The sequence below is a fragment of the Paraburkholderia edwinii genome, from assembly GCF_019428685.1.
GTDB classification, from domain to species: Bacteria; Pseudomonadota; Gammaproteobacteria; order Burkholderiales; family Burkholderiaceae; genus Paraburkholderia; species Paraburkholderia edwinii.
Genome location: NZ_CP080096.1, coordinates 1,939,399 through 1,966,320, shown reverse-complemented (window position 1 = coordinate 1,966,320; position 26,922 = coordinate 1,939,399). Strand labels below are relative to the sequence as shown.

Below are 26,922 nucleotides of genomic sequence, written 5' to 3'. Positions count from 1 at the left end.
GGCTTGCCTCCTACGCGACGCCCGGCACCGGCATCGGCGGCACCGGACCGGGCATCAGCATCGCCATGCCGGTCAGCAACGCGCTCAGCGTGCCCGCCAGCGTCAATGCCTGCGATTGCACCTGCATCTCGAGTCCCGACACGATCTCCATCGCACCGAGCGCGCCCACGCTGAGCTTGCCCTTCGCGCCGAGCTCCATCGACAGTCCGGCCTTGAGCGCAACATCGAGCAGGCCCTCGATTTCAAGGCTCGTGCCTTTGATCTCGATCTCGCCGGTGCTTTTCAGCACGATGCTCGCGAGGCCCGCGACAAGTTCGATCTGCTCGCCGGCAGTGAGCGTGTAGTTACGCGTCACGTCGACGTCGTGATCGTTCTCCGCCTCCTCGCGCAGATCTTTTTGCGCGTGGATCAGCAACTGCTCGGCACCGGGTTTGTCTTCGAAGCGGACCTCGTTGGCCTGTTCGGGACCACCCTGCAGACTGCGGCTTTTCACGCCGCTTTGTGTCTTGCTGTCGGGCAGGCTGTACGGCGGCATGTTGTCGGCGTTGTAGACGCTGCCGATAATCAGCGGCCGGTCCGGGTCGCCGTCGAGAAAACTCACGACTACTTCCTGGCCCACGCGCGGCAGAAACTGCGCGCCCCAGCGCTTGCCGGCCCACATCTGCGCGACGCGCACCGGACAGGAGTTCTGCGCATTCGGTCGGCCCGGCTGACTCCAGAAAAATGTGACCTGTACACGGCCGTATTTGTCGACGGCGATGTCTTCGGGCGTGTCGCCGTATACGACGGCGGTTTGCAGGCCCGCAATCGTGGGGCGTGGTGTGGTGGGCATCGTGCGGAACGGCTGCTTGCTGCGGATCGCCTTGAAGTCGCACTGGAACGGCGCCTCGGCATCGCCGTCGCCCGACACGTAGTCGGGCTCGAACACCCGGATGTCGGTTTCGACGACAAGGTATTCCTGGTTCGCATGCGCCAGCGGAAAATCCTTGAGCGTGAAGAGCGCGCCGGTCGCGAGCCCGCACGCGTTCGTGTTGCCGGTCGATATGGCTTGCGGGACGTTCAGCGCATCCGCACGCACGCGCGCCCAACGCTGCCCTTCCGATATCTGCTGGTTGTATCCGGATGCGCCGTATGCGTAGTCGTAGATATCGAGGCCGTCGATCCTGTGCACATCGGTCGTGTCGGTCACTTCTCCGGTGGCGAGCAACGAGGCTTTCGGCTTCAGGTAGTCGTAGTCGTCGAGTTGCACCTTCGTGGTGTTTGTCGTGTGCTCCATGCGCCAGTCGCCGACCGATACGATCGTCCGGTTGCCGTGCGCGATCGGCGGCGCATACGTAATCTGCTCGAAGGTCGGCACCGCGGCATGCGCGCCCAGCGAATCCGCGAGCACCATGGTGTGTGCGTGCTCCGTGTGCGTGAAAAAGTAGTAGATGCCTTCCTGCTCCATCAGCCGGCTGATAAAGTCGAAGTCGCTTTCGCGGTACTGCACGCAGTACTCGCGCGCCGGATAGTTTCCGGTGAGGCTCTGCTTCAGATCGCCATAGCCGATTTCATGGAGCACCTGGCTCACGATTTGCGGCACGCTCAGGTTCCGGTAGATGCGGCAGTCGCGCCGACGGGTGAGCAGCCACGGCTTGGGCACGAGCGTGAACGCGTACAGCGCATAGCGCACGTTCTCGATACTGACGAAACCGCTTTGTTCGCCTTCGCAGACGATGCCGTTGAAGTAGCGCGTAAAGCCTTGCGGGCTCACGTACTTCGCCGTCATCGGCGTGCCGAGCAGCGCGCGCAGATCGATCTCCGCGTTCTTGCTGACCGCTTGCAACTGGTATGAGAACAGCCGGCCCAGTTGCTCCTTCGCCATCATGTTCGCGAAGAGCAGCGTGCCGCCGAGCGCGGACGTCAGAGTGGTTGTGCGTGGCATCGGAATAGGAAAAGGTCGGTCGGGAGGAAGTTGCGATGCTGCTTGCAATGCTTCGTCTCACGCTGAGAACAACAGCCGGCCCGACGGTTCTATTCCTCGGTGTCTTCGCCAAATCGATAAGCGAAATCACCATCGGCCACGCTGACTTCGACGCGTGCGATCGCTTCGCCGCGCATCGTCCGTGCAAGAAATTCGCGGCTGATCTCGGGCAGCATCGTGTTGGTCAGAATCGCATCGATCATGCGGCCGCCCGATTCGCTTTCGGTGCAGCGACTCACCACGAGCTGCACTGTCTCTTCGTCGTAGGCGAACGGAAGGCGATAGCGTTCTTCGATGCGCTGCTTGATGCGATCGAGTTGCAGGACGACGATCTTGCCGAGCATCGCATCGCTGAGCGGGTAATACGGAATCGCCACAAGCCGCCCGAGCAGCGCCGGCGGAAACACCTTGAGCAAGGGCTCGCGCAGCGCTTTTGCCATCCCGTCGGCGGTAGGCATGAGGTCCGGATCCTTGCATAGCCCCGCAATCAGTTCGGTGCCGGCGTTGGTCGTGAGCAGAATCAGCGTGTTTCTGAAGTCGATCGTGCGGCCCTCGCCGTCTTCCATCACGCCCTTGTCGAACACCTGGAAAAAGAGTTCGTGCACATCGGGGTGCGCCTTTTCGACTTCGTCGAGCAGCACTACCGAATAGGGCTTGCGACGCACCGCTTCGGTCAGCACGCCGCCTTCGCCATAGCCGACGTAGCCGGGCGGCGCGCCCTTGAGCGTCGACACCGTATGCGCTTCCTGGTATTCGCTCATGTTGATCGTGATCAGATTGTGTTCGCCGCCATACAGTGCCTCCGCAAGCGCGAGCGCCGTTTCGGTCTTGCCGACGCCCGACGTGCCCGCCAGCAGAAACACGCCGATCGGCTTGTGCGGATGGTCGAGCCCGGCGCGCGAGGTCTGCACGCGCTTCGCGATCGTCTCCATCGCGTGGTCCTGGCCGATCACGCGTTGCGCAAGCAGGCTCGCGAGATTCATCACGGTTTCGAGTTCGCGGCGCAACATGCGGCCCACCGGGATGCCGGTCCAGTCGGCGACCACGGAAGCGACGGCCTGGTAGTCGACGCTCGGTAGAATCAGCGGTGTCTCGCCTTGCAGGTCGGCGAGCTTCGCCTGCAGATCCTTGAGTTCGGCGAGTGCAGCCGCTCGTGCGGCCTCATCGGACTCCCGCGCGGCGTCCTTCGCGGAGTCCTGCGCGGCGGGCGCAGCGCCGTCGCCGTCAAGCGCTTCGCCGTCGTCCCTCAACTGTGCGCGCAGCGCGAGAATCCGTTCGACGAGCGTCTTCTCTTCGGCCCACGCCGCATCGAGCCTTTGCAGGCGCAATTGTTGCGCGGCAAGTTTTTCGTCGGCCGCCGCCTCGCGCTCGGTAACCTCGACGCCGACGCGCTTCTCGCGCTCGATGATGGCGAGTTCCGTTTGCAACGCGTCGATGCGCTTGCGCGTGTCGTCGACTTCCGCGGGCACCGCGTGCTGGCTCACCGCAACGCGCGCACAGGCGGTATCGAGCAGGCTCACTGCCTTGTCGGGCAGCTGGCGCGCAGGAATATAGCGGTGCGACAGCTTCACCGCGGCCTCCAGCGCTTCGTCGAGAATCTGCACGCGATGATGCTGCTCCATCACGTTCGCGACGCCGCGCATCATCAGGATGCTCTTTTCCTCGCTCGGCTCGTCGACCTGCACGGTCTGAAAGCGGCGCGTGAGCGCCGGGTCTTTCTCGATGTGTTTCTTGTACTCGGCCCACGTGGTCGCGCCGATCGTACGCAGGTTGCCGCGCGCGAGCGCGGGCTTGAGCAGGTTCGCCGCATCGCCGGTGCCCGCGTTGCCGCCCGCGCCGACGAGCGTATGGGCTTCGTCGATAAAAAGAATCACCGGCTTGACCGACGCCTGCACTTCGTCGATCACCTGACGCAAGCGGTTCTCGAATTCGCCCTTCATGCTTGCGCCGGCCTGCAGCAGGCCGACGTCGAGCGTGCGCACCTGTACGTCCTTGAGCGGCGGCGGCACATCGCCGTGCGCGATGCGCAGCGCAAAGCCTTCGACCACCGCGGTCTTGCCGACGCCCGCCTCGCCGACCAGCATCGGATTGTTCTGTCTGCGCCGCATCAGGATATCGACGACCTGCCGGATCTCCTCGTCGCGGCCGACGATCGGGTCGATCTTGCCGTCGCGCGCCTGCGCGGTGAGGTCGATGGTGAACTGCTGCAGCGCCTGCTGCTTGCCCATCTGCGCGGGTGCGAGCGCGCCGCTCGCCTCACCGGGCTGTGCGCCGCCGAACGCGAAACCGTCGGTCGCACGCTGATTGTCTTCCGGAGAACCGGCGACGATCGCGGCGAAGTCGTCGGCCAGCGTCTCGGGCTTCAGCTTCGTAAACTCGGCGGAAACCGCATGGAGCGCATTGCGCAAGTGCCGCGTACGCAGCAAACCGACGATCAGATAGCCGGTGCGCACCTGCGCCTCGCCGAACATCAGCGTCGCGAACACCCAGCCGCGCTCGACCGCTTCCTCGACGTCGCCCGACAGATCGGAGATCGTGTTCGAGCCGCGCGGCAGCCGGTCGAGCGATTCGGTGATGTCGCGCGCGAGCGTCGACGGATTCACGTCGAAGTGCCGGACGATGCGATGCAAGTCGGAGTCTTGCAGCTGCAGAATCTGATGGATCCAGTGCGCGAGTTCGACATACGGGTTGCCGCGCAGCTTGCAGAATACGGTGGCGCTTTCGATGCCGCGGTAAGCAAGCGCATTGAGCTTGCCGAACAACGCGCTTCGACCGATTTCGGCCATGGTTTTGTCCTGTGACGTCTGGAGCGGCCGTTGAGCGGCCACCCGGTTGGAACGGAAAGATCGAAACGGCCGCAACCGCTAGTCGACGGGCTTCAATATCACCTCGTCCGCGTGCGTCTTTTTCGCGTAGTGGCCCATCCACGTGTTGAATCCCATGCGACCCGCCTTGCCCAACTGCGTGAGCGGCACCTCTTCCTTCTTTAGAACGAGCTGCAGGTCCCAGCCCTTTTCCTCGCCCACGTAAAGCTTCACTGCGGCGATGAGCTGCTTCAGCGAGCTGCCGCCCGGCAGAAAGCCGTTGAACTCGCCGCGCGAAAGCGGCCCGACGCGCAGTCTGAAGCGCTGCTGCGCGCCATGCACATGCGTGCCGAGCACGGCGGTGCTGCCGAGACCCGCCATCGACACGCCCATGCGCAGATGCGCGTCTTGCGGCAGACGCATCCACTCGGCGACGAATTCGATCACGCGCACCGGCACGCCGAAGTACTCCTCGAGCAGTTTCTGCAGTCCCTCGGCATTGCGCGCCTGTGATACGAGCCGGCCCGCGAAGAAACGCTTGTAGCGGTCCGGCAGCGCGTCGCGCCGGTCGAGGTGCGCGGTGGCCATGCCGATCAACGCGCCGACATAGGTCTGAAACCGGTCTTCGTCCGGACGGTCCATCTGTACGGTCGGCTGCGAGTCGGCCCACGCGCGATAAAAGAGACTCAGCATCCGGTGATGAAAGATGTCCGCGAATGCGACGAAGGTCGAGTCCGCTGCATGCCGCGCCCGGTCCGCCGCGTATTCGGTCAGGTGCAGCGGCAATGGCCCGTTCGGTCCGAACACCCCCAGAAAAAGCCCGTAAAGCCGTGCCGGCCCGTCGCTGTCGCGCGGCTCGAAACGGTCGATGCTGCTCGCCGGGAATTCCAGCGTCGCCGCATGCGCAAGCCGAACTGGGTCGTCCGCGGGCTTCGTCGAATGCGCGAAACGCGGATGTTGCGGGTATACGCATTCGAAGCGCCGCATCGCTTCGAAAAACTCGAAGTCTTGCGGCCGCGCGCGCAGCGCTTCCTCGAGCGCTACAGAATCGGACGTTTGCCGGGCCTGGCGGTCCATCGCGCCACCTCGTTGCGTTCGAGCGTGCGCAGCACGGTCTCGGTAAAGGAATTCAGCGATACATAGCTCGCGAAGAAGTGCTGCATCACCGAAGCGAGCAAGAACGCGCCGGTGCCTTCGAACGCGGTCTCGTCGCAGGTCAGCGTGATTTCGAGGCCGCGGCCGTATGTGATCGGACCCGGCACGGGCACGCGGCGTGTGGCAGGCCGCGCGGCCACGTGTTTGATGCCCTCGATCTGACGGCGCGCGGAAGCATCGTAGGCGTCGCAATAGAGCGTCAGCATCTCGCGCAGTGCGGCCGCGCCGCGTTCGCCTTCCTCGTCGAGCAGCGACAGATAGTTCAGCTGCAGATGGCTGACGAGCCGCCATGCGGTCTCGCCGGTCGCGGTCGACGCACGCGGCTTGGTCGGCCCCGCGACGCAGCGGATCGACGCGACCGGCGCGTCGGTATCGAGCGTGAAGTCGGTGTAGGAGCGGCCCACCGGCATATGCAGCGGCAAGTCGCGGTTCGTGCAGAGCAGGCGCAGTCCGACCTGGCGCAGTGACGTCGGGTACGGCGCGTCATTCGCGTCGACAAGCGCGATAAAAATTTCGCTGCCCACGTAGCTCGAACGCGCGCCGTTCTGCTTCTGACGGCCCGACAGCAAGCGCGGCTCGCGGCGCAACGTGTAGTACGCGCCATGCGCGCTGTGCCATGTGCGTTCGTTACCGCCGTAGAAAGGCAGAAACGCCTGTTCGGGTTCCTGACGGTCGCCAAAGCCCTGCACGTCGTGCACGCTGTGCACCTCGAAATCCATCGGCCGTGTGCGGTCGCCGATTACGTGGTATTCGGTCCTGCCTTGCTGCAGATGGATGCGGTCTGAGCGGCGCTCGAACAGATTAATCGCCGGCGTGCAAAAGAGGCGGAAGTTGCTTTCGTCCACCGCGTTGTGCAAGCGCGGGACGCTGCGGTCGAGCCACACGACGATGTCGAATTCGTTGCCCGCGGCGCGCGCGAGCAGCGTGCGCAAGCCGGTGAATTCGACAAAGAGAAAACGCTCGGGGCAGGCGAAATACTCCTGCAGCAGGCGGTAACCGCTAAAAGACCGGCTGCCGTAGGGCAGCAAGGCCTCTTCTTCGGCAAAACCCTTCGGCATGAGCGCCGCGGCTTCACGATGCTCTTCAACGAGCGTGCCGTCCTGCGCCGTCGTGCGCACCGTAAAGCCGGCGCAGTTAGCGAGCAGTTGCTCGTAGAGCAGCTTCGGCAATTCGTCGGCGCCGGCGATATACACAGGCAACTGGTCGAGCGTAAGCATTTTGGCCTGCACGCCGGCGACGGTCCTGAACTTCAGTTGTACGCCGGCGCGCACGGTACGTCCGCGTGGCGCGACGAGGCCGGCCGCGGACAGCGCGGCGGGCGTGTCGAAATAGCGCGCGCCGGCCAATTCGAGCGGCCACAACACGACCTCATGTGCGCTGCGGTATTCGCACGGCGTGCGCTCGCCCGCGCCGGTCAGGCTGCGCATCACCGTATGCCGCGCGACCGGATAGCCGGCGGGCGGCAGGTCCTCGGACGTGTCGGGGCGCATCTGCACGACCGCCATCGACGGAATCGGCGCGAGGTAATGCGGATAGACCATTTCCAGCAGATGCTGGGTGAACACAGGGAACTGCGCGTCGAGCTTCAACTGCACGCGCGCGGCGAGAAACGCGAAGCCTTCGAGCAGACGCTCGACATAGGGGTCCGCGCATTCGAAGCCCTCCATGCCGAGACGGCCGGCGATCTTCGGATACTCGCGCGCAAACTCGGCACCCATCTCGCGGACATGCTGCAGTTCGCGGTTGTAATAACGCAGAAGACGTGGGTCCATGCTGGTCAACCGGCGTTCTGTACGATGCGGAACTCGCCGGTTTCCAGGTCGAGGTCGGTGCGCAGATAGAGCGCAAGCGGCATCGGCTGCGCCCACATCTCCGCTTCGATCCTGAAAGAAAGCGAGCGGTTGTCCATACGGCTTTCGTCCACGTTCACGGTGACCTGTACGGTGCTTGCAATGAGGCGCGGCTCGAAATGCAGCAGTGCGACGCGTATGCGATTTTCCAGGTCCTCCGCATTCACGCCGGACAGCGCAGTGCCGGCGAGATCGGGAATGCCGAAATTCAGCACGGAGCGATCGACCTCCGCACAGTCCATCAATTCCTCGCTGCTCCAGTGACGCGTGCAGTTGAGCAGCCACGCGATGTCGCGCGTCACGCATTCGCGCAGGCGCGCCGCGGTAATGACGCGCTGCTCGCGGCTTTCCTCACGCCGCACCGGCGCGAGGTCCGTGAGGCGGTCGAGCAGCGAGGGCTGCAAACGCTCTTGCGGCGTCAGTTCGGCCATTGTGTTCGTTTCGCTTAGCGTTTGTTAAAAGTGATGGTGCGCACGTCGAGCAGCGGATACTCGCCCGCGTCGGTCACAAACATGCGTTGCCCGCTGCCGACGAATCCTTCGTGGCCGCTATCGGTCCAGTCGGTACGGCGAGCCAGCGTCAGATCGGAATCGCCCCCTCGCTCGGTGCCGCTATAGCGGGTCGGCACGAAGCCCACTGCTGAGCCACCGCTCGCCCATGTGATTTGCACTGGAGTCCAAATCTTGTCGCGCAAATCGGAAGGGGCCTCGAACCGCAACTCGCTGATGTGCGAAAACGGCGCCCACCTGTACCCATCTTTCATGATCAGCTCAAGGCATGGGCCGATGCGTGAGTCCGCGTCGGCGATCCATTCGAACCCCACACCATCGATCGTGCCGCTCACCGCTTCGGCCTGCGCGAAAGCCTGTTCGCGCAATTGCGCCGCCTGCTGCGGATCGCCGTCGCAAGCGCGCTGCAGCGCTTGCGTCAGAAGCGCCTGCCACGGCGACAGCTCGCCCTCCATGGCCGGTTCGCGGCTACCTGCAAACACGCGCTCCCGTTCGCGCTCGCCACGCAACGCGAACGCATAAGCCGCGACCATCGGCGCGTTTTGCGCATCGAGCTCGCCCGCCACCTTCAGCTGGTTTTCCGCACGCTCCCACTCGCCGGTAAGCGCGAGCAGCTGGAACAGAAATACCCTCAGCGGCGCATCGGCGGGACGGCTGCGCACCTGTCCGGTCAACGCAAGCAAAGCGTCGCGCAGTTGTCCCGATTTGAGCAGTGCTTCGGGAGCGGTAGAGGGTGCCGACACGATCACGAGTCCTGCTTGGGCGCTTTGGTGTCGTACGAGAATGTCTTGGTGCCTCCTTTCGCTTTTCCCTGGTCGTCCTGCGGTGTGAACGCGTATTCGATCTTCGAGAAGTGCAGCCAGAGTTCCTCGGCCACATGATCGCCGCCGGTGTTCGCGCTGGTCGACACCGACGTGATCGCCACATTGGACAGGTGAACCGTGAAGAAATCGATGTTGTTGGTGATGGAGATATAGGCGTCTTCCGCGCGCAAACCGTCAGTACAACCCTGAAAGATCGCCGTGGACGCCGCATCGGCGTTCTTCAGGATCTGTATGTCGCCGGCCTGCGCCGTATTACCCGTCGACGAGTTGCCGCTGCGGTGCAGATCGGCCTTGTTGGTTACGCCCCAACCCCACGAAAGAATCTGAATCTCGTTCTTGTGTCCGGGGAATACCGAGTCACCGGTAACCTTCAGCGTCCCACCGGAGAATTTGAGGTGCATGGTGAATGCCATGAGAGTGCGCTCCTTGATTTGGAATGTTCATGACGAACGTTTTCTATGACCGGAGCCGATGCTCCGGTCGCATGACGGCAGACGCGGGCTACGTGTCCTGCGCGAGTCTCCGTGCTTAGGTAGCCTTCTTAGGCAGCCTTCTTAGGTAGCCTTCTTAGGTAGCCTTCTTAGGTAGCCTTCTTAGGTAGCCTTCTTAGGCAGCCTTCTTTAAGCGGCCTTCGCCGAAGGCAGACGCGACACGAGACGCAGCGACACGGTCAGGCCTTCGAGCTGGTAGTGCGGCTTCAGGTAGAACCTCGATGTGTAGAAGCCGGGATTGCCCTCGACTTCTTCCACCACCACTTCCGCGGCGGCCAGCGGCTTGCGGGCCTTGATCTCCTGGTTCGAATTCGCGGGGTCCCCGTCGACGTAGTTGAGTACCCACCGCGAAAGCCAGCTTTCCATGTCCTCGCGTGAGGTGAACGAGCCGATCTTGTCGCGCACGATGCACTTCAGGTAGTGCGCAAAACGGCAGCAGGCGAACATGTACGGCAGGCGCGCCGAGAGGTTGGCGTTGGCGGTCGCGTCCGGATCGTCGTATTCGTCGGGCTTCGCCACCGACTGCGCGCCGATAAAGGCGGCAACGTCCGAATTCTTGCGATGCACGAGCGGCATCAGGCCCATCTTGTCGAGTTCCGCTGCACGACGATCGGTGATCGCAATCTCGGTCGGACACTTCATGTCCACGCCGCCGTCGTCGCTCGGGAACGTATGCACCGGCAGGTTCTCGACCGCGCCACCCGACTCCACGCCGCGAATGCGCGTACACCAGCCGTAGAGCTTGAACGAGCGGTTGATATTGACCGCCATCGCGTAGGCGGCATTCTGCCAGGTGTACCTCGATGAATCGCCGCCCGCGGTGTCCTCTTCGAAATCGAACTCTTCGACCGGATCGGTCTTCGCGCCGTAAGGCAGACGTGCGAGCGTGCGCGGCATCGCGAGTCCCAGATATTTGGCGTCGTCCATCTCGCGCAGCGAACGCCAGCCTGCGTAGTCGGGCGTGGTGAAGATCATGCCGAGGTCGCGCGGGTTCGCCAGTTCTTTCCAGCTTTCCATGCCGAGCAAACCGCAGTCGGCGGCTGCGATGAACGGCGCGTGCGCTGCAGCCGCGACCTGCGAGATGCCGCGCAACATTTCGACGTCTTGCGGGCTGTTGTCGAAGTAATAGTCGCCGACGAGACATCCGTAAGGCTCACCGCCAAGCTGGCCGTACTCTTCTTCGTAGACCTTCTTGAACACCGGGCTCTGGTCCCAGGCGGTGCCTTTAAAACGCTTGAGGCACTTGCCCAGCTCTTTCTTCGACACGTTCAGCACGCGGATTTTCAGCATCGCGTCGGTCTCGCTGTTCGTGACGAGATGATGCAAGCCGCGCCATGCGCCTTCGAGCTTCTGGAAGTCGGCGTGGTGCATGATCCGGTTCAGCTGTTCGCTGAGCTTGCGGTCGATTTCCGCAACGTACGCGTTGATCGTCTGTGTGACGTCGTCCGACACGATGTGCGAATCTTTCAGCACCTGCTCCGCGAGCGTGCGTACGGCCGATTCGACTTCCTCTTTCGCGCGCTCGCTTTTCGGCCGGAATTCCTTGTTGAGCAACGCGGCAAAATCGCTGGCCTGAACGTCGCCGGACGGAGTGTTGTGTTCGACCTGCTTCTGGTTATCCATGGCCGTGCTCATTCCTTGTCGGGTTCAGCTTCAGCGTCGGTCGCCTTGGGCGCGGCAGCAAGCGCTTGCAGCAACGCGGGATCCGCGAGCGCCTCCGCAAGAAGCTTTTCGGCGCCGGACTTTCCGGACAGATAGGTACCGAGGTTCGTGAGCTGCGTGCGGGCTTCCAGCAGTTTCGCGAGTGAATCGACCTTGCGCGCGATGGCGGCCGGAGAAAAGTCGTCGATGCTTTCGAACGTCATGTCGATGTCGAGACTGCCATCGCCGGTCAGCGTGTTCGGCACGCTGAAGTTCACGCGCGGTTTCATCGCCTGCATGCGGCTATTGAAATTATCGACATCGATGTCGAGTGCCTTGCGGTCTTCGATCGGCGGCAGATCGCCCGAGTTTGCACCGGACAGATCGGACATCACACCCATCACAAACGGAATCTGAACTTTCTTCTGTGCGCCGTACAGTTCCACGTCGTACTCGATCTGCACGCGCGGCGCACGATTGCGCGCGATGAACTTTTGACTGCTCTGCTTCGTTGCCATGCGGTCGTTCCTTGGCTTCGTATCGATTCAAGGGATGAGACGGCGAGTGCTGCCATGCCGCGTGTGCTCGAAAGCAAAACAATGCGGCCCAGTGGTTTATTCCATCGAAAACGAATGGTGTTCCGCCGCTGATCGCAGCGTCACTCCCAACACATCGCACGATGTGCGTGGCACAAATCGCGCGCACGTCGTCAAGGCGACGCTGGATCACACGGCAGGGACCGGAATGAAGAAGGGGCGATGAACGGAGGTTCCGCGAACAATGCCCGAACGTGTGCGCCGGTTCGTGTCGCTCGCGGAAGATGATTCAGTGTGGAACCGGAAGCCAGTCGTGGAAGTAATGATCGACGACCTTGTACATGGGGAAGTACCAGTTGTCTCGCATGTATAGCTTGTCGTCCAGCTGTGCTTTTTTGTCCGTCGCGTGAGCGTGTAACCTCTCCAGGCTCAGCTTTTTGAAACCGCTGCTCTCGGATGCCGCGGTAGGCCCGGTCATTCTGATCGTGCCTCTGCGAAAGTCATTGAGGTACAAGGTGCGTAGATCATTGTCGGTGGCCAGAGATTTGAAGTTCGTCTCTATAAGTTTTCTATAGGATTTCAAACCGCCGCATTTCGCATGACTCGCGATAATCGAATTGCTGATTTTCGGTACTTCTTCGACTTTGACGTTCTGGCTCCACCAGTCATCACTCAACCACTGGGCCTCCGTTACTCCATTTGCCCAGGCGGGATCCGACGCGGAGAACCGCGGATAGGATTCGTGACAAATGATTTCGCCCAATGAACTCGCGCATTCAATGTCGGTGTCGACGTATATGCCGCCGAACTGGTGAAGAATTTCGATTCGCAGGATATCGCTGGCCGAACCGAAGTTTGCCGCGGGCTTGACCAGTTCCCCCGAGTAATAAGTCGAGTTACTTCTTCCAGGCAAGTCGCGTTGCACTTCATGCAACTTGATGCCATTGGAACTGCAGAAGCCCATGATCGAGTTGATCTGCTTGATGCGCATGCCTCCCCACTCTACCCCGCGCCTTTCCATGTACACGGTCAGATACTGCATCGTGGCTCCGTCGCCGCCCCCGCCTCCCGCGACAGCGTTCCATTGCGATTCCGCCGCTGCACGTTCGGGTGTTCTCTCACCCATCTCTTTCACAATGCGGCTGCGTTCGTTTGTCAGCATCTGATTTACATCGATCCACAGATTGACCTGCCATCCATCGCTTCTATTCTCTCGCACAAACGATTTGATGCAATCGCGATTTCTTTGTGGGATGTCACCGCCGAGCCAGATGATATGAATTTGCTTCGGAATGGCCTTCAACTTTTACTCCCTCAAAAAGAAAACATTTTCGAAGTTCGATAGCGCGCTCCAGTAACCGGTCCGGTCACGTGACCGAAGAAACAACCAGCGCGCGCGTTCTATTCCGCAGCGCGCCCGACTTGCAAGAAAGACCTCGCTCACGCAGACGCGACAAACTTCGCAACGCGGGCTTTTCCTTCGTCATCGCATGCACGATATCGCGACGCGAACCTACGATGGAGCGACTCACTGCAAACGATCGTCGTTGCGACGGCGGTCCGAACAAAGCCGGCGACGGCAAGGACAACATGAGTGTTTCCGAAGCATCATGCGGGATCGTCAGTCAGCACATTCATGCCATTGAAGCGGTAGCACGCGAAAAGAGGACATTCATTCTGCTCAGGTTCGTGAACCCGTACGCGACAGGATTGATCGCAGCCGGTTACCGGACCAAAAAGCTTGACATGCATGCCAAGAGTTCAGACTGGGGCCCGATGGCGGGTTTTGTCTGCGTCGATTCCGAATTGAGCAAATCAGTCGATGACGGTACGGAAGCGGTACGACGCAACTCACGTGCGATCACGAGTGCGCTCGAAAAAGAAAATACAAGGCGAATTCCGCTCACGATCAGCCGGCAAAGAATCGAGGAACTGGTCGCGAGAAATCTGTTCACGGAAAGCGGCACGGGCATCGCCTTCAACGCCAGCAGCCGGACAGGCAAAAAGACAGTCCGCTTCGAATTCGTAGCGGATAGCAACCAGAACCAGATGTACAGGGTTCGTTACTTCCCGAACGGCGCGACACATAGCGTGGACGTCGAGGTAATGGCTTACGCCGAGAATGGCAACACCTTGCCGGTCACCGCAGACTACGATGTGTTTGCTATTTGTCCGCACTTCACGGCACCCGATTTTTCCCCGGAAAACGCAACGCACTTCAGAGAAACGGCGGAGCAAGGTCTGTTGTCGCGGATTCAGCAAACGATCATCTCGAGTATCAATTCGAGGTGTGGTGGCGCGCACCGCCGCGTCGTCAATCATGGCACCGAACTCAACAATCCGTCTCCCGAGAAGGATCGTGAACTGGTCATGTTTACGCCGGGAGGCACCTCGCGGATTATCAGCCGGTTCAAGTTACCGGATCTTTGCCGCGAACTGGCGATGCGCGGGTTTTACTTCTATACGAACACTCACTGGCATGTCGCGTTCAAGTCTCAAATCAATTCGCGAATGAGTCAGTTGCAGGTTCCGGGACGTCGCGGATCAAGCGCGCTGAAGGTGCTCACCGAAGACGAGGTCGATCACCTCGATATCAAGCAACCAGACGAAGACGGAAAGCGGACCGCATTCGAGCGGCAAAAATTCAGCGAGGAAGTTGTGTTCCACCCAGCGAATGGCGTGCGGCCGCCGTGGCGTTGATGTTGGGGGACGCCGCAGTCACGGGTCGCAATTATTGAACGCATCTGCACGAGACAACGGACGAGGGACGTAACTCATGCCATCGAAATTCATCGCAGGCCGATCTCTTACGCTCCCGCCGGGAGGCCTCGAGGGCGTTGCCCATGCCCAGGGACTGAATCGTCCTCCTTTAATGGTTCCATCGAACACAGCAGGTGAAACGATCAAGATCGATTCGGTCGATCGGGCGATGACGCGCACTGCGCCGAATTTTGACCCGTGATTTTGATCCATGATCGCGGACATTCGCTCGCTACACGGCCTCTCGCTACACGGCCTGCTACACGGCCTATTACGCGTCTTCGGCATCCTGCGGGCGCGAGCGGAGAACCGCGGAAGCAAAGTCCCGCTGCTCTGCACTTGCCGTTTGATTGAATGCATGTGCGGCCGGAGTGAGCGTGCCCGTCGTACTCGTTGTGATCGGGGCGGGCGCTCCGGGTTCGCCAGTGCTTCTAGCCCGCGTATTCTCCGCGACCGCATCAAAATTTGCCAGCAGCGATCCAGGAGTCGGGAAGCACACGCTGCCCAAGCTCAGATGCGTCTTTCTTCTGCTCGCCTCGACATGCGAATAACCGGCCCTTAGGCGCGGCGACGCGAGGCCGTCCAGGATCTGCAAACGAAGCGCATCGTCGCGTGCCAAGCCAAACTCGGCTGAGACGTCTTTGACAACGGTCGTAAGCTGGTCAGCCCACTGTAATTCACTCACAAAGGCGTGGGTTCGCATTTCGGGGTCGGTTACTCTTGCGCCCGCGTCGTGCTGCTGACGAGCCCGTTGGTTGGTGCCGTCAGGGGCGACGTAATAGGCCGTGGGCGCACGATCCTCGGTCTCGGTGAGGAAAGTCGTATGCGCCGTAAAGGGATTTTCTTCCGCCGATGGCGACTGCACGGGTGATGTGGGGGCAGAAAAAGGCCTGGAACTCGGGGTCGTCATAGTGTGCTCTCAGAGAGTGCCGACGTGCGGTGCAAGGAGGACGATGTTCGATGTATAGGTCAGGTCGGCTGCTGACGATTCCCGCGAAGAGAAATCTCGCCACAGAATACGAATGACTGCGGCTTTTGGGGCGCAGGTGCCCCGCTTCAACATAACCCGCTATCATCCTCGTGCTGATTCTTGTCAATCGGCAAAGCACACCAGGAGACATCCATGTCGTTCGCCCACACCCCCGCGAGCCGCGTCGCCGCGTCCGGCCCGATTTCCGAGGCCGAACAGCGCACGCGCGTCGATCTCGCCGCCGCATACCGGCTCGCCGCGTTGAACGGTTGGGACGATCTCGTCTACACGCACATTTCCGCGAGCGTCCCCGACGAACCGGGCCACTTTCTGATCAACCCGTTCGGCTTCGGCTTCGATGAAGTGTGCGCATCGAACCTCGTGAAAATCGACATCGATGGCAATATCGTCGGCACGAGCGAGCATCCGGTCAATGCGACGGGTTTTGCGCTGCATGCAGCCGTGCACGCGGCGCGCGCGGACGCGTTCTGTGTCATGCATCTGCACAACACCGCGGGCATCGCGGTGTCGATCCAGCCGGCCGGTTTGCTGCCCGCTTCGCAGCACGCGCTGCGCTTTCATGGCTATCTCGCGTATCACGACTACGAGGGCGTGACGTTCTCGCCGGCCGATGGCGCGCGTCTGGTTTCCGATCTGGGCGACCGGCCCGCGATGCTGCTGCGCAATCACGGCACGCTTACCGTCGGCCGTACAGTCGCCGAAGCGTATGTGCTGATGGCGACGCTGATCAAGGCCTGCGAAATCCAGTTGCAGGCGCAAGCGGGCGGCACACATCTCGTGCTGCCTTCCGCCGCGGTTGCCGAGCGTGCGGCCGAGCAGCTCTACGATGGCGGCGCCGTCGAAGGCGGCATCGAATGGCCGGCCTTGCTGCGCAAGCTCGATCGCGTCGACCGCTCGTATCGCGACTGAACGAAAACCGCTTCAACACTTTTCTTAACGAGGAGACGTACCCATGCCTACCTTCCGCATCGAACTTTTCGAAGGACGCACCGTCGAGCAGAAGCGCGAATTCGTCCAGGCGATCACCAAGGCAACTTGCGAGTCGCTGAAAGTCGAGCCTTCGTCCGTCGACATCATTCTCGTCGACGTGCCGCGCGAAAACTGGGCGACCGGCGGCCGCCTGTGGTCCGATCCGCAGACCTGATTTCCACGCTATCGCCCTCCTTTTGCCGATGCTGCAGCGCGGTGGATTGCCGCACGCCGCATCGGCCCCCGCTTCGCCACGCACTTCGGCGCGATGCAAATTTCCTGATACCGATCAAACATTTACGCTGACCTTAGCGTCTGCGGCATTGCGCCTCGCTGCGTAATTTCGACGCACGTCGCAGCGCAGCACGATTTTTTACCCTCCCTTACGCTTGCGTTCACCTGCCCGACACAAAGGCAGTGCGCGCCGACACAGGTCGCCGTGCGTGGTCCGAATCCCCGGTATCGAAAAATGCACACCGCCCTCTCCGCCTTCGACCTGGCTCGACTCCAGTTCGCCTTCACTATTTCTTTCCATATCGTCTTTCCGGCGCTTTCGATCGGTCTTGCAAGCTTTATCGCGGTGCTCGAGTGGCGCTGGTTGCGAACCGGCAAGGCGTACTACAAGGACCTGTGTCTGTTCTGGTCGAAGATCTTTGCCGTCGCGTTCGGTATGGGTGTCGTGTCGGGCGTGGTGATGAGCTACGAGTTCGGCACGAACTGGTCAGGCTTTTCCGCATTCGCGGGGCCCGTGACCGGTCCGCTGCTGATGTACGAGGTGATGACCGCGTTCTTTCTCGAAGCGGGTTTCCTCGGCATCATGCTGTTCGGCTGGCAGCGCGTCAGCCCGCGCGCGCACTTCGGCGCGACGCTGATGGTCGCGATCGGCACGCTGATTTCCACCTTCTGGATTCTCGCGTCGAATAGCTGGATGCAAACGCCGCAGGGAATCGAGATCGTCGATAACCATGTCGTGCCGGTCGACTGGTTCAAGATCATTTTCAATCCTTCGTTTCCGTACCGTCTCGCGCATATGGCGCTCGCCGCCTTTATCGTGACGGCGCTCGTGGTTGCCGCCGTCGGCGGAGGGCATCTGCTCAAAGGCCGGCGCGATGCCGCGGTGAAGAAGATGTTCTCGATGGCGCTGTGGATGCTGCTGATTCTCGCGCCGATTCAGGCGTTCGTCGGCGATCAGCACGGTCTCAATACGCGCGAATATCAGCCGGCGAAGATCGCCGCGATCGAAGGTATCTGGGACACCGAAACGAATGGCACGGCGCTGAATCTGTTTGGCATTCCCGACATGCAGGCGGAAACCACGCGCTACGCCGTTTCCATTCCGCATCTGGGCAGCGTGATTCTCACGCACAGCTGGGATGGCCAGATTCGCGGCCTCAAGGATTTTCCGCCACAGGATCGCCCGAATTCGACGGTCGTGTTCTGGAGCTTCCGTGTGATGGCGGGCCTCGGCATGCTGATGATCGCGTTTGCGATTACGTCGTGGGTGATGCGCCGCCGTGATCGCCTCTATGAAGCGAAATGGTTCCAGCGTTTCGCGATCGCGATGGGACCGACCGGCTTTATTTCGCTGCTGGCCGGCTGGGTCACGACCGAAGTGGGTCGCCAACCGTGGGTCGTCTATGGGATGAAGCGCACCGTCGATGCCGTGTCGCCGCTCACCGCGCAGCAGGTCGGCATCTCGCTGATGGCGTTTATCGTCATCTACTTCCTCGTGTTCGGCACCGGTGTCTATTACCTGCTCAAGCTGATGCGCAATGGTCCCGCGCTGCCCGGCACGACGCCCGATGGCGTGCCCGACGATGTGCGCGGGCGCCCTGCCCGTCATGCGCTGCCGGTTTCCTGATATGGCTTTGATTGGGCGCTTTGCCTGGGCGCTTGGAGTTCGGCTTTGAATTGCGCTTTGAACCAGATAGATATTTGCGAGGAACAAGATGGACGTCACTGTAGTGTGGGCCGCGATCATCGCGCTCGGCGTGTTGCTGTATGTCGTGCTCGACGGCTTCGATCTCGGCATCGGCATCGTGTACCCGTTCTTTCCCGACGAGAAGGAACGCGACCTGATGATGAATACCGTCGCGCCGGTATGGGACGGCAACGAAACGTGGCTCGTGCTCGGCGGCGCGGGTTTGTTCGCCGTGTTCCCGACGGTGTACGCAACCGTGCTGTCGGCGCTGTATCTGCCGCTCGTTTTTATGCTCGGCTGTTTGATCTTCCGCGGCGTGTCGTTCGAAATCCGCGCGAAGGCGAACCGCACCAAACATTTGTGGGACCTCGCGTTTATCGGCGGGTCGACCGGCGCCGCGTTTTTCCAGGGCATCGCGCTGGGCGCTTTCCTGCAAGGCATTCCCGTTGAAAACGGCAGCTTCGCCGGCAGCGCGTTCGGCTGGCTCACGCCGTTCTCGTTGCTGACCGGGCTCGGGCTGGTCGCGACTTATGCGCTGCTCGGCTGCTGCTGGCTGGTCGCGAAGACCGAAGGCGATCTGCAGCGGCGCCTGCATCGCGTGGTATGGCCGCTGACGATCGTGCTGCTCGTGTTTATCGCGCTCGTCAGCTTGTGGACGCCGCTGCAGGATCCGAACATCGCGCTGCGCTGGTTCGATTCGGGTCTGTTCACGCGGCTTTTGCCGGTGCCGTTCCTTGTCGCGCTGTGCGCGTTCTTCATGTATCGCGCCGTTCGCGAGCGGCATCACAACACGCCGTTCATGCTCGCGCTCGCACTCGTGCTGCTCGGCTATGTCGGTCTGCTCGTGAGCCTCTGGCCGTATGCGATTCCGTCGAGCGTCACGCTCTGGCAAGCGGCCGCGCCGCGCTCGAGCCAGATGTTCACGCTGGTGGGCGCCTCGGTGATTCTGCCCATCATCATCGCGTACACGATGCTCGGTTACTGGGTGTTCCGCGGAAAGGTGCGTCATGGCGAAGTCCACTATCACTGACACTCCTGCGCGCCGTATGCCGGGCTGGGTGTGGTTCGTCGCGCTCTGGTGTGTCGGTGTCGGCAGCGCGATGACGGTTGGGTTCGCGTTCAAGGTGCTGATGAATGCGACGCTGTTTGCGGTGAGCCGGTAGCGCACGGATCTTGCGCGCCGCATGTCTTGCATGACGCGCGGGTGCCGTGGTGCTGGTGGCGTGGTGCTGGTGGCGTGGTGCGGGTGGCGTGCCGTGGTGCTGGCGTGCCGTGGTGCTGGCGTGCCGGGCGTGCCGGGCGTGCCGACATGGTGGCGTGATGCCTGATGCCCATCCGCGCTGCATGCATCGAACAGACGGTACCCTGATCTGCCCGCCGTCATCCGCTTCGCGGGTAAGCCTTTCGGCTATTACCTCGCGAGGCGGACTTCCCTTCAAAAACGTTTCGGCGTGCTCGTCTACGTAGCAGGCTGCGGCGCTTACGCGTCGCGCCACACGACGCCGCAGCGCACCACCGCTGCCGCGACGGCCCGGTACAGGGCCGCGCGGCCGGCAAGCGAATCGCGGTGGCGCGAGGGACCACCCCAGGCGACGGCATGATTGCTTTCGCCGACGAGGACGCCAACAATAAGCAACCGGCAACCAGAGCAGGCCACCGGACGCGGACATCGAGCCGCGCCGGCAGGCCGCCAGAGGCAAGTATCAGGCGGCAGACTTCAGGCAGTACGCGGTAGCAGCAAGCGGGACGTTTCACGCAATATGCAATACGCAGTCGCTGCAGCGATCCGTCGACAGCGGATCCCGGGGAATGCAGCAGGCCGCGGCGCGCGCTCCTTTGCTACGGGGCGGCGTGCCGCGGTCCGACGAACGGATGGCGCGGCGCCGCGGGCAACGGCTCGCGCCATTCGCTTCGATTCCCGGCAGGTCAACGCGCCGCGGCGGCGCCTAAGGCTTGGCGCTTAGGCGTTCGTACCGGTAGTACGGCGGCGGCAGGACGAACCAGCAGGGCCAATTCGCGGAGACATCATGAAGTTTCTTGTGGCCGACGACCATGAACTGATCCGCCAGGGCGTCAAGGGACTGTTACGCGGACTCGATCCGGCGGCGCAATTCGATGAAGCCGACAGCTGGGAAACGCTCGCCGCGCTCGCGCGGCCCGACGCGAACCACGATCTCGCGATTGTCGATCTGCATATGCCCGGCATGTCCGGCGCGGCATCGCTCGAAAGCCTGCTGAAGGCGAATCCGGCGCTGCCGGTCGTCGTGCTGTCCGCCGAGGAATCGCCCGACGAGATGCGCGCCGTGCTGGCCGCCGGTGCGCTCGGTTTCGTGCCGAAGCGGCAGCCTTCTAGCGTCATGCTGAAGGCGATCGAGCTCGTGCTGTCCGGTGGCGCGTATGTGCCGATGGAGGCGCTGAGCCTGCTTGGCGCACGCGATGCGGCCGCTTTGCCTGATGCGGCCCGCGCTTCGGGTGCTGCGTCTGGATTGACTTCGAGTGCGGGCGTCGCGGCGGGCACGGCTGAGGCCGAGCCGATTGCTCGCGTCGAGGCGCTGCAGCCGCATCAGCGGCATCTGCTCGAAAATCTGTCGCCGCGCCAGCAGGAAATCATGCGGCTTGTGCACCGCGGCTGGACCAACAAGATGATCGCGCGCGATCTTGGTGTGGCTGAGGGGACTGTGAAGGTGCATCTGTCCGTGATTTTCCGCGCGCTCGGCGTGCATAACCGGGCGACGGCGATTGCGGTGATTAATGGGTGGCTGGAGACGGGGAAAGTGCTGTAGAGGGGGGCTGTTGTTTTGCGTTCTGCAAACGGTTCAGGCGCGCAAATGGGTTTCCCCGCTTTTTCGCTTTTCCGATGCAGGGACACGGAATTCGTGAGACGGGAGACGAGTTCGTGAGGCTTAAAAAACCAAATTGATGGGACTGCCGCGAATGCCATCTCGGCAAATCCGCGGCGTGCTGCTACAACAGCCAACGCGGTGAGATGTTCGTTGAATGCGCGCCTTGGATTCTGGAGCGGCTCGAACCGCCCCCTGAAGAGACAGCCAGGGTTCGGCTAAGCAGGCGTTGAATGAACATTGGACCTGCAACCCGCCCGCTGGACATGATGTCCTGCGGGTCTGCGTGCACGACGGTTCTTTGACAGCAGGCGACCGCGTATCAGCCGGCGAGTTGGCGATATTTGAGCATTCAGAGCGCGGTGTAGAGTTCGTCGCGCAGGAACGATGTCGCTTCCTGCCTGGATCTGCAGCGCTCAGTCCTCGTGATTTGTGCATCGGCGAGTACTCAGTTCACGCAAGTGTAGAAGCGCTGCGACAAGGTGAGCAAAGCATCGAAAGCAGCGGGAAACACTCAGGCAACAAGGATAGTTGAAATAGCGAAAGCTCCCTGTTTGCCGTCGCTCTCAACGTAGCGTTGCACTCGCAGGTCTCGACGCGCATCAGGATTGGCAGACCAGGCGCCGACAAATCAAGTGAAGATGCCTGAATGATTGTGCAACGCAGGCTGATACCGCACGCTCAAAATATGGCGTCGTCGCAGATCGGCGTGCATCAGAATCAGCATTGAACCCATACGGCGCTCTCGCGACGCCAGAAACGAGCGTCATCGAGGGGCACTCCGCTCGCTCCGTGCCGGGCAGAGCGCCGGTATCACGAACCCTATCGCTGATCTGAACGATCAGCAGCATATCGCACTCTGTTGATGGAACTCCCCGGACAGCAATGGAAATGAATTCTTCCTAAAACTAATTATTTTTTTATTCAAAGTATGCCTAAACAAACCAATTGCCACTGATATGTCTGAATGAACATAACCGCGCCAAAGCATCTCTCTGACGATTGCCAGATCTTTGGCTTTCAGTATTCCATGAATTTTGCCAAGTTTCGCGCCAGACATCCGGATTTTTTTGTATTGTTGCACCTTTTGATGTGGGGAATTTTTTATTCGGGTAGCTTATTGTTTTTATTACCGGTAAACAATTAAAATCACCCCGAAACTTTTAATATGTAATGATTCTGCTTAGACGGCGCAATCCTGGTTTACAAAAATCATTCCGATTGATTTGTAATGAATTTAATAGGACATCAGCAGTCGCCCCCAGAATTTCAACCCGTAGTTCGGAAGATGAAATAGACACATCCAAGGTTGTTCTGCCTCACAACCAGGGTGTAGAAGGAAAGTCGAAGGCGAAGCTTGATGTCGGCAGGATGAACGCATCACCTGTCGCTGTGGAGTGTTAGATGTTTGATATAGGCATTCGATCGAACGCACCTGTCGGAGAGATCCGGCGCGTCGCAGCTGGAATTTATCGCCCCAGCCATGCTGGCTCGCGGCATGGACTGGGCTGGCGTCCCGACTTTGCGAGGATTCGCGGGAAGGTCTACATCGCCATTGCCCAGCAAATCGAAGAGGCAATCCATCTGGGCATCCTTCGACCAGGCGATAAATTGCCTTCGCTACGTATCATCGCGGATGAACTGGGTTTCTCAGTCAACACAATCAATGCCGCATTCAAAGAGGCAGCACGTCGCGGACTGGTCCGGGCAAACGCAGGCAGCGGCACGATCGTCCTGCCGTAAAGCTGCGCAGTTGTTGTCCGGTATCGGCGATGTGCGAACAGACCAGCGCGCATGCCAAAATCCCGATCGACGGATGCAAATGATGTCAATCGACAAGACGTTGTTGGCCTGAATCAGGACCAGGCAGGGCTGGCCCGAGTCCTGCGAAAAAGTTAGCTAGCCGCAAGAAACATGTTGCCAAATCGAAGACGATGCGGTCATTTCATTTAAGAAGTGACGGCGGGTTCGTGCGCGTTTGCGCTCTTAAGAATCTTAACTGTGGTCTTGTTAAGAAAGCTGTGCTGCAGTAGTGAAGTCCGGCTGTAAAACGAGGAATTGTTTAGTAACTGATCTCGAAGGATAAGTACTCTATGGATCGTAAACATTTAGGTATACTGAAGCTTTCATCAATCGCAATCGGTTGCTCGCTTGCGCTATCAGCGTTGTTGGTCGACAACGCGTCCGCTGCCACCACGACGGTCACGGGCACGTTACCGTCGCCGACGTATCCTGCCGGCGGCGTGCAGTTGGCGTTGTTCACCCAGTTGAACGAGGCGAGAACCGAGTGCGGCTTTCCGGCGCTTAAGGAAAACACGGTCCTCGACCAGGCGGCTAAAAATCATGCCGGCTATGACGCGGCGAACGGAACTGGTTCCGACACCGAAGTCCAGGGCAAGACGGGCTTCACGGGCGTAACGGATCTCGCCCGCGTGGTGGCGGCCGGTTTTCCGTCCAACGTCTTCGGCGGCGGGGCGAGCGCGGACGTGTCGACGTCCACTCCGGCAACAGAGGCGCAGCAGGTCCTCGACGAGAGCATGTTCGCTGGCATTTACGGTGCGGCCGCTCTGTTTACGCCGGTGGATCTGGTCGGCATCGGCGCGGTTCAGGGAACCCTCGGAAACGGTCAGTCGACGCCGTCCGAATTCACGGCTATCGATGTCTTCGATACCGCCACTCAGCCGGTTTCGTTGTCGCCCATCACTTTCCCGTGCGAGGGCTCCACGAACGTTGGGCTGGTCAATTCGCAGCAGATCGATCCTGCACCCGGCGCAGATGTGACGGGCCCGGAGATTCTGGTGATCGGCAACTCGACTGACACCATCGTCCTGACTTCCGGCACGCTGACTTCATCGACGGGCACCTCGATTCCGCTGACGCTGCTGGATTCGGCCAACGATCCTAACAAGTTGCTCCGGCCGTTTCAGAGCGCGGCGTACGCTACGCTTCAGCAGTTCGCCTCGGGTGAGGTGCAGGCAAACACGGTGTACTCAGTGTCGCTCAACGGCACCGTGAACGGCACGCCGTTTTCGCGCAACTTCACGATGACGACGGGGTCACTGCCAGGAACGTCCAACCCGACACCGACGCCGACGCCGACACCGACACCGACACCGACACCGACGCCAACACCAACACCGACACCGACACCGACACCGACGCCGATCTCGAACCCGCCGGTCACGCCGATCTCGGGCCTTCCGATTCCGCCGATCTCGATCCCGTCAATCCCGTCGGTGCCACCGATCTCGATCCCGTCGATTCCGCCAATCCCGCCGATTGCGAGCCCGTCTGCGACGCCGGTCACGATCCCCCCGATCAACATTCCGCCGATCAACATTCCGCCGATTAACATCCCGCCGATCTCGGCCCCCGGTGTTTCGGTTCCGGGTGTCTCGGTTCCGGGTGTCTCGGTTCCGGGCGTATCCGTTCCCGGTGTCTCCATCCCAGGATTCACGACCTAAGCCTACCAATGCTAGCTGGCAGGTGCCCCGATATCGGCGCAGTTTCCGATTGCCTGAAGCCAGTCGTGAGCGGGAGTTGAACCTGTTCTGAACTGGCAAACCGGAACGCCGGAAGCGCCAGGACCCCAAGCCGAGCCCTACGCCGTCATGGCGTAGGGCTCTCATTGGTTTTCCCAAGGCTCGTTCGATCGGATTCCGGAGAAAACTCGGCCCACACAACCAGCCAGCCCCCTACGCCCGCCTCCCAGACAACGCTTGCGGCATCACCTGCTGCACTGCCTGCGCCACCTGACCTACTGCCGCAACCCCCTCCTCTCTTTGCGCGAACGCCACGACCGGCGGCACCTCCGCCTGCTGCCACAGCATCTCGAGCGTGCGGCGCAGCCGCGCCGCCGTCACCGGCTTATGCAGCACCGGAATGCCATCCTGCGCCAGCGCCTGCAATTCCTCCGACGCCATATCGCCCGTAATCAGCAGCGTCACGACCTGCTCACGACCGCGCCGGTGCAGCGCGTCGCGCACGGCGGCCAGCGCCTGTGCACCGGTCCGGTGATTCGCGAGCTGGTAATCGCAGAGCACCGCATCAGGCATAAAGCCTTCATCGATGGCACGCAAAGCCTGCCCCTCATCCTGCACGCCCCGCACGACACAACCCCAACGCCCGAGCAGACTCGACAGCCCTTCGAGAATCGCCGGTTCATCATCGATACACAACACATGCCGGCCAAGCGCGGCCGACGCCCCGCTCACGGTTTCGTTAAGCCCCGCGACGATGCGCGCAGGATCACCCGCATCAACGGTAAAGCGAAACACCGAGCCCCTCCCCGGCTGCGAGCGCAACTGCAGTTCGCCGCCGAGCAGGTCGACAAGCCGCCTGACGGTCGGCAAGCCGAGACCGTGCCCCTGCCGCGCATCGCGCTGCGGATTCGCAACCTGGTAGAACTCTTCAAAGATGCGTTCCTGCTCGTCAGGCGGAACACCGACGCCCGAGTCGCGCACCTCGATATAGCCGCCCGCGCGGCGGCCCGAGCGCCGGAAACCCATCCAGATTGCCCCACTTTCCGTATAGCGCACCGCGTTCGAGAGCAGATTGCTAAGAATCCGCTCGAGCAGCACAGGGTCGCCGTGCACGACGGCCGAAGTCGGCGCGATGCGCAGCGCGAGACCCTTCGCCGCGGCCTGCGGCCAATACTGGTTACCGACGCGATCGAACAGTTCGGATAGCTTGAAATGCAGTTTGATCACCTGGGTCACGCCACTTTCGAGTCGAGCAAGGTCCAGCACCTGGTTGAACAGCTGGTTGAGCGCCTCGACGTTGTTGACGATATGGTCGGCGGTCTTCGTGTGTTGCGCGTGGGTCGCCGTCGGGTCGTTCAGCGACGCCGCCAGCAGCCCGATCGCATGCAGCGGCTGACGCAGGTCATGACTTGCAGCCGCAAAGAACCGCGACTTCGCGAGGCTCGCTTCTTCGGCGACGAGCTTCTGTGCGGCAAGCGATTCGGCGAGCGTCTGTTGATCGACGCGCGCCTGCACGACGCGCTGGAATAGCTTGCGATAGCTGAGCGCATAGACATTGATCGCGCAGAAGAAGAACGCGAGCACGATCGCCAGAATGGTGCGGTCGAAGGCATGGACGCCAAAGTGCAGCACGATCGCGGGCAGCAGCAGAAACGCAATCGAGGTCGTGAAATTGACGACGTCGAAGCCGTTCGACATGAATACGCCCGCAGCGAGCGTAACGATCAGCACCGTGTGCAGCAGCGGCAGGTTCGCATGCGAGCTCTGGAACGCAAACCAGATCGCCAGACCGGGCGCCGCGTAAAGCAACGCGTTGCGCACGGCATGCAGATAGATCCACCCGCGCGCTCGCAACGCGTCGGGCCAGCGCCGATGACACATCCACAGCACGAGACCCGCGCAGTTCGCGAGCCCGTAGAAGATAAAGCACGCAGCGAAACGCTGCGGGTACGGCATGTCTGCCCAGTACAGCGCCACCAGCATCACGATCGAAAACCAGTGCGAGAAAAAGGCGATCGGGTCCTGCGCGTAGAGCACGCGGACGAGGTCTTCGTCGATGGCACGCTGGATCGGATCGGCCCGCATCGTGCGGTCTCCTTTGCGTAAAGCAGGCGCGCTCGCGGGATGAACGGCTGCCTTACTCGTTGTCGTTTTCGTGTACGCAGAGTCTACCGCCGCCATATTCC

21 protein-coding genes are annotated in these 26,922 nt (G+C 61.3%); 9 read left to right on the top strand and 12 right to left on the bottom strand.

Annotated features, from left to right (window positions below):
- Window positions 1-10: 10 nt before the first annotated feature.
- From KZJ38_RS30560 to KZJ38_RS30515, 10 genes are all read right to left on the bottom strand, one after another.
- Window positions 11-1,924 (bottom strand): type VI secretion system Vgr family protein, encoded by a 1,914-nt coding sequence (locus tag KZJ38_RS30560; RefSeq protein WP_246641842.1) that lies wholly within the window; start codon window positions 1,922-1,924, stop codon window positions 11-13.
- An 89-nt stretch (window positions 1,925-2,013) separates the two neighbouring features.
- Window positions 2,014-4,749: a type VI secretion system ATPase TssH gene (tssH, locus tag KZJ38_RS30555; RefSeq protein ID WP_219800801.1), complete on the bottom strand. Its 2,736-nt coding sequence runs from the start codon at window positions 4,747-4,749 to the stop codon at window positions 2,014-2,016.
- A 78-nt stretch (window positions 4,750-4,827) separates the two neighbouring features.
- Window positions 4,828-5,844, bottom strand: coding sequence for a type VI secretion system baseplate subunit TssG (gene tssG, locus KZJ38_RS30550; RefSeq protein ID WP_219800800.1), 1,017 nt, complete (start codon window positions 5,842-5,844; stop codon window positions 4,828-4,830).
- Window positions 5,808-7,694 carry a type VI secretion system baseplate subunit TssF gene (gene tssF / locus KZJ38_RS30545; RefSeq protein WP_219800799.1) on the bottom strand — a complete coding sequence of 629 codons (1,887 nt, stop codon included), beginning with the start codon at window positions 7,692-7,694 and terminating at the stop codon, window positions 5,808-5,810. The genes tssG and tssF overlap by 37 nt, the downstream gene beginning before the upstream one ends.
- Before the next feature lie 5 nt (window positions 7,695-7,699).
- Window positions 7,700-8,203 carry a type VI secretion system baseplate subunit TssE gene (gene tssE / locus KZJ38_RS30540; protein WP_219800798.1) on the bottom strand — a complete coding sequence of 168 codons (504 nt, stop codon included), beginning with the start codon at window positions 8,201-8,203 and terminating at the stop codon, window positions 7,700-7,702.
- 14 nt (window positions 8,204-8,217) lie between these two features.
- Entirely contained in the window at window positions 8,218-9,024 is an 807-nt protein-coding gene (locus tag KZJ38_RS30535) for a type VI secretion system accessory protein TagJ (protein ID WP_246641841.1), read from the bottom strand.
- Window positions 9,025-9,026: 2 nt separating this feature from the next.
- Window positions 9,027-9,518, bottom strand: a complete 492-nt coding sequence (locus tag KZJ38_RS30530) for an Hcp family type VI secretion system effector (protein ID WP_219800796.1) — start codon at window positions 9,516-9,518, stop codon at window positions 9,027-9,029.
- 207 nt (window positions 9,519-9,725) lie between these two features.
- Window positions 9,726-11,219 (bottom strand): type VI secretion system contractile sheath large subunit, encoded by a 1,494-nt coding sequence (gene tssC / locus KZJ38_RS30525; protein ID WP_219800795.1) that lies wholly within the window; start codon window positions 11,217-11,219, stop codon window positions 9,726-9,728.
- An 8-nt stretch (window positions 11,220-11,227) separates the two neighbouring features.
- The gene (tssB, locus tag KZJ38_RS30520) at window positions 11,228-11,755 is read right to left on the bottom strand and encodes a type VI secretion system contractile sheath small subunit (protein WP_219800794.1); all 528 of its coding nucleotides are present in this window, start codon (window positions 11,753-11,755) and stop codon (window positions 11,228-11,230) included.
- Window positions 11,756-12,062: 307 nt separating this feature from the next.
- Entirely contained in the window at window positions 12,063-13,076 is a 1,014-nt protein-coding gene (locus KZJ38_RS30515; RefSeq protein ID WP_219800793.1) for a TcdA/TcdB catalytic glycosyltransferase domain-containing protein, read from the bottom strand.
- Between the two features lie 215 nt (window positions 13,077-13,291).
- Here KZJ38_RS30515 and KZJ38_RS30510 point away from each other — a divergent pair, with 215 nt between their 5' ends.
- Complete coding sequence (locus KZJ38_RS30510; protein WP_219800792.1) at window positions 13,292-14,473, top strand: CyaA/EF/ExoY family adenylyl cyclase toxin; 1,182 nt, start codon at window positions 13,292-13,294, stop codon at window positions 14,471-14,473.
- Window positions 14,474-14,804: 331 nt separating this feature from the next.
- Here the strand turns inward: KZJ38_RS30510 and KZJ38_RS30505 are convergent, their stop codons facing one another.
- Window positions 14,805-15,443, bottom strand: coding sequence for a hypothetical protein (locus tag KZJ38_RS30505; protein WP_219800791.1), 639 nt, complete (start codon window positions 15,441-15,443; stop codon window positions 14,805-14,807).
- 213 nt (window positions 15,444-15,656) lie between these two features.
- Between KZJ38_RS30505 and KZJ38_RS30500 the strand changes: the two genes are divergently transcribed.
- The 8 genes from KZJ38_RS30500 (at window position 15,657) to KZJ38_RS30465 (ending at window position 24,718) form a co-directional block, all read left to right on the top strand.
- The gene (locus KZJ38_RS30500; protein ID WP_219800790.1) at window positions 15,657-16,433 is read left to right on the top strand and encodes a class II aldolase/adducin family protein; all 777 of its coding nucleotides are present in this window, start codon (window positions 15,657-15,659) and stop codon (window positions 16,431-16,433) included.
- Window positions 16,434-16,476: 43 nt separating this feature from the next.
- A complete protein-coding gene (locus KZJ38_RS30495; protein WP_219800789.1) occupies window positions 16,477-16,668 on the top strand; it encodes a 4-oxalocrotonate tautomerase in 192 nt (63 codons plus the stop codon).
- A gap of 294 nt (window positions 16,669-16,962) precedes the next feature.
- On the top strand, window positions 16,963-18,354 hold the full coding sequence (locus tag KZJ38_RS30490; protein WP_219800788.1) for a cytochrome ubiquinol oxidase subunit I: 1,392 nt from the start codon (window positions 16,963-16,965) through the stop codon (window positions 18,352-18,354).
- An 88-nt stretch (window positions 18,355-18,442) separates the two neighbouring features.
- Entirely contained in the window at window positions 18,443-19,444 is a 1,002-nt protein-coding gene (gene cydB, locus KZJ38_RS30485) for a cytochrome d ubiquinol oxidase subunit II (RefSeq protein WP_219800787.1), read from the top strand.
- Entirely contained in the window at window positions 19,422-19,577 is a 156-nt protein-coding gene (locus KZJ38_RS30480; RefSeq protein ID WP_219800786.1) for a hypothetical protein, read from the top strand. Before cydB ends, KZJ38_RS30480 begins: the two co-directional genes overlap by 23 nt.
- Before the next feature lie 864 nt (window positions 19,578-20,441).
- On the top strand, window positions 20,442-21,197 hold the full coding sequence (locus tag KZJ38_RS30475) for a response regulator transcription factor (protein WP_219800785.1): 756 nt from the start codon (window positions 20,442-20,444) through the stop codon (window positions 21,195-21,197).
- Between the two features lie 1,461 nt (window positions 21,198-22,658).
- Entirely contained in the window at window positions 22,659-22,997 is a 339-nt protein-coding gene (locus KZJ38_RS30470; RefSeq protein WP_219800784.1) for a GntR family transcriptional regulator, read from the top strand.
- A 350-nt stretch (window positions 22,998-23,347) separates the two neighbouring features.
- The gene (locus KZJ38_RS30465) at window positions 23,348-24,718 is read left to right on the top strand and encodes a CAP domain-containing protein (protein WP_219800783.1); all 1,371 of its coding nucleotides are present in this window, start codon (window positions 23,348-23,350) and stop codon (window positions 24,716-24,718) included.
- A gap of 231 nt (window positions 24,719-24,949) precedes the next feature.
- On the opposite strand, the gene KZJ38_RS30460 is transcribed toward KZJ38_RS30465, so the two are convergent.
- Window positions 24,950-26,821 (bottom strand): ATP-binding response regulator, encoded by a 1,872-nt coding sequence (locus tag KZJ38_RS30460; protein WP_219800782.1) that lies wholly within the window; start codon window positions 26,819-26,821, stop codon window positions 24,950-24,952.
- Window positions 26,822-26,922: the final 101 nt, after the last annotated feature.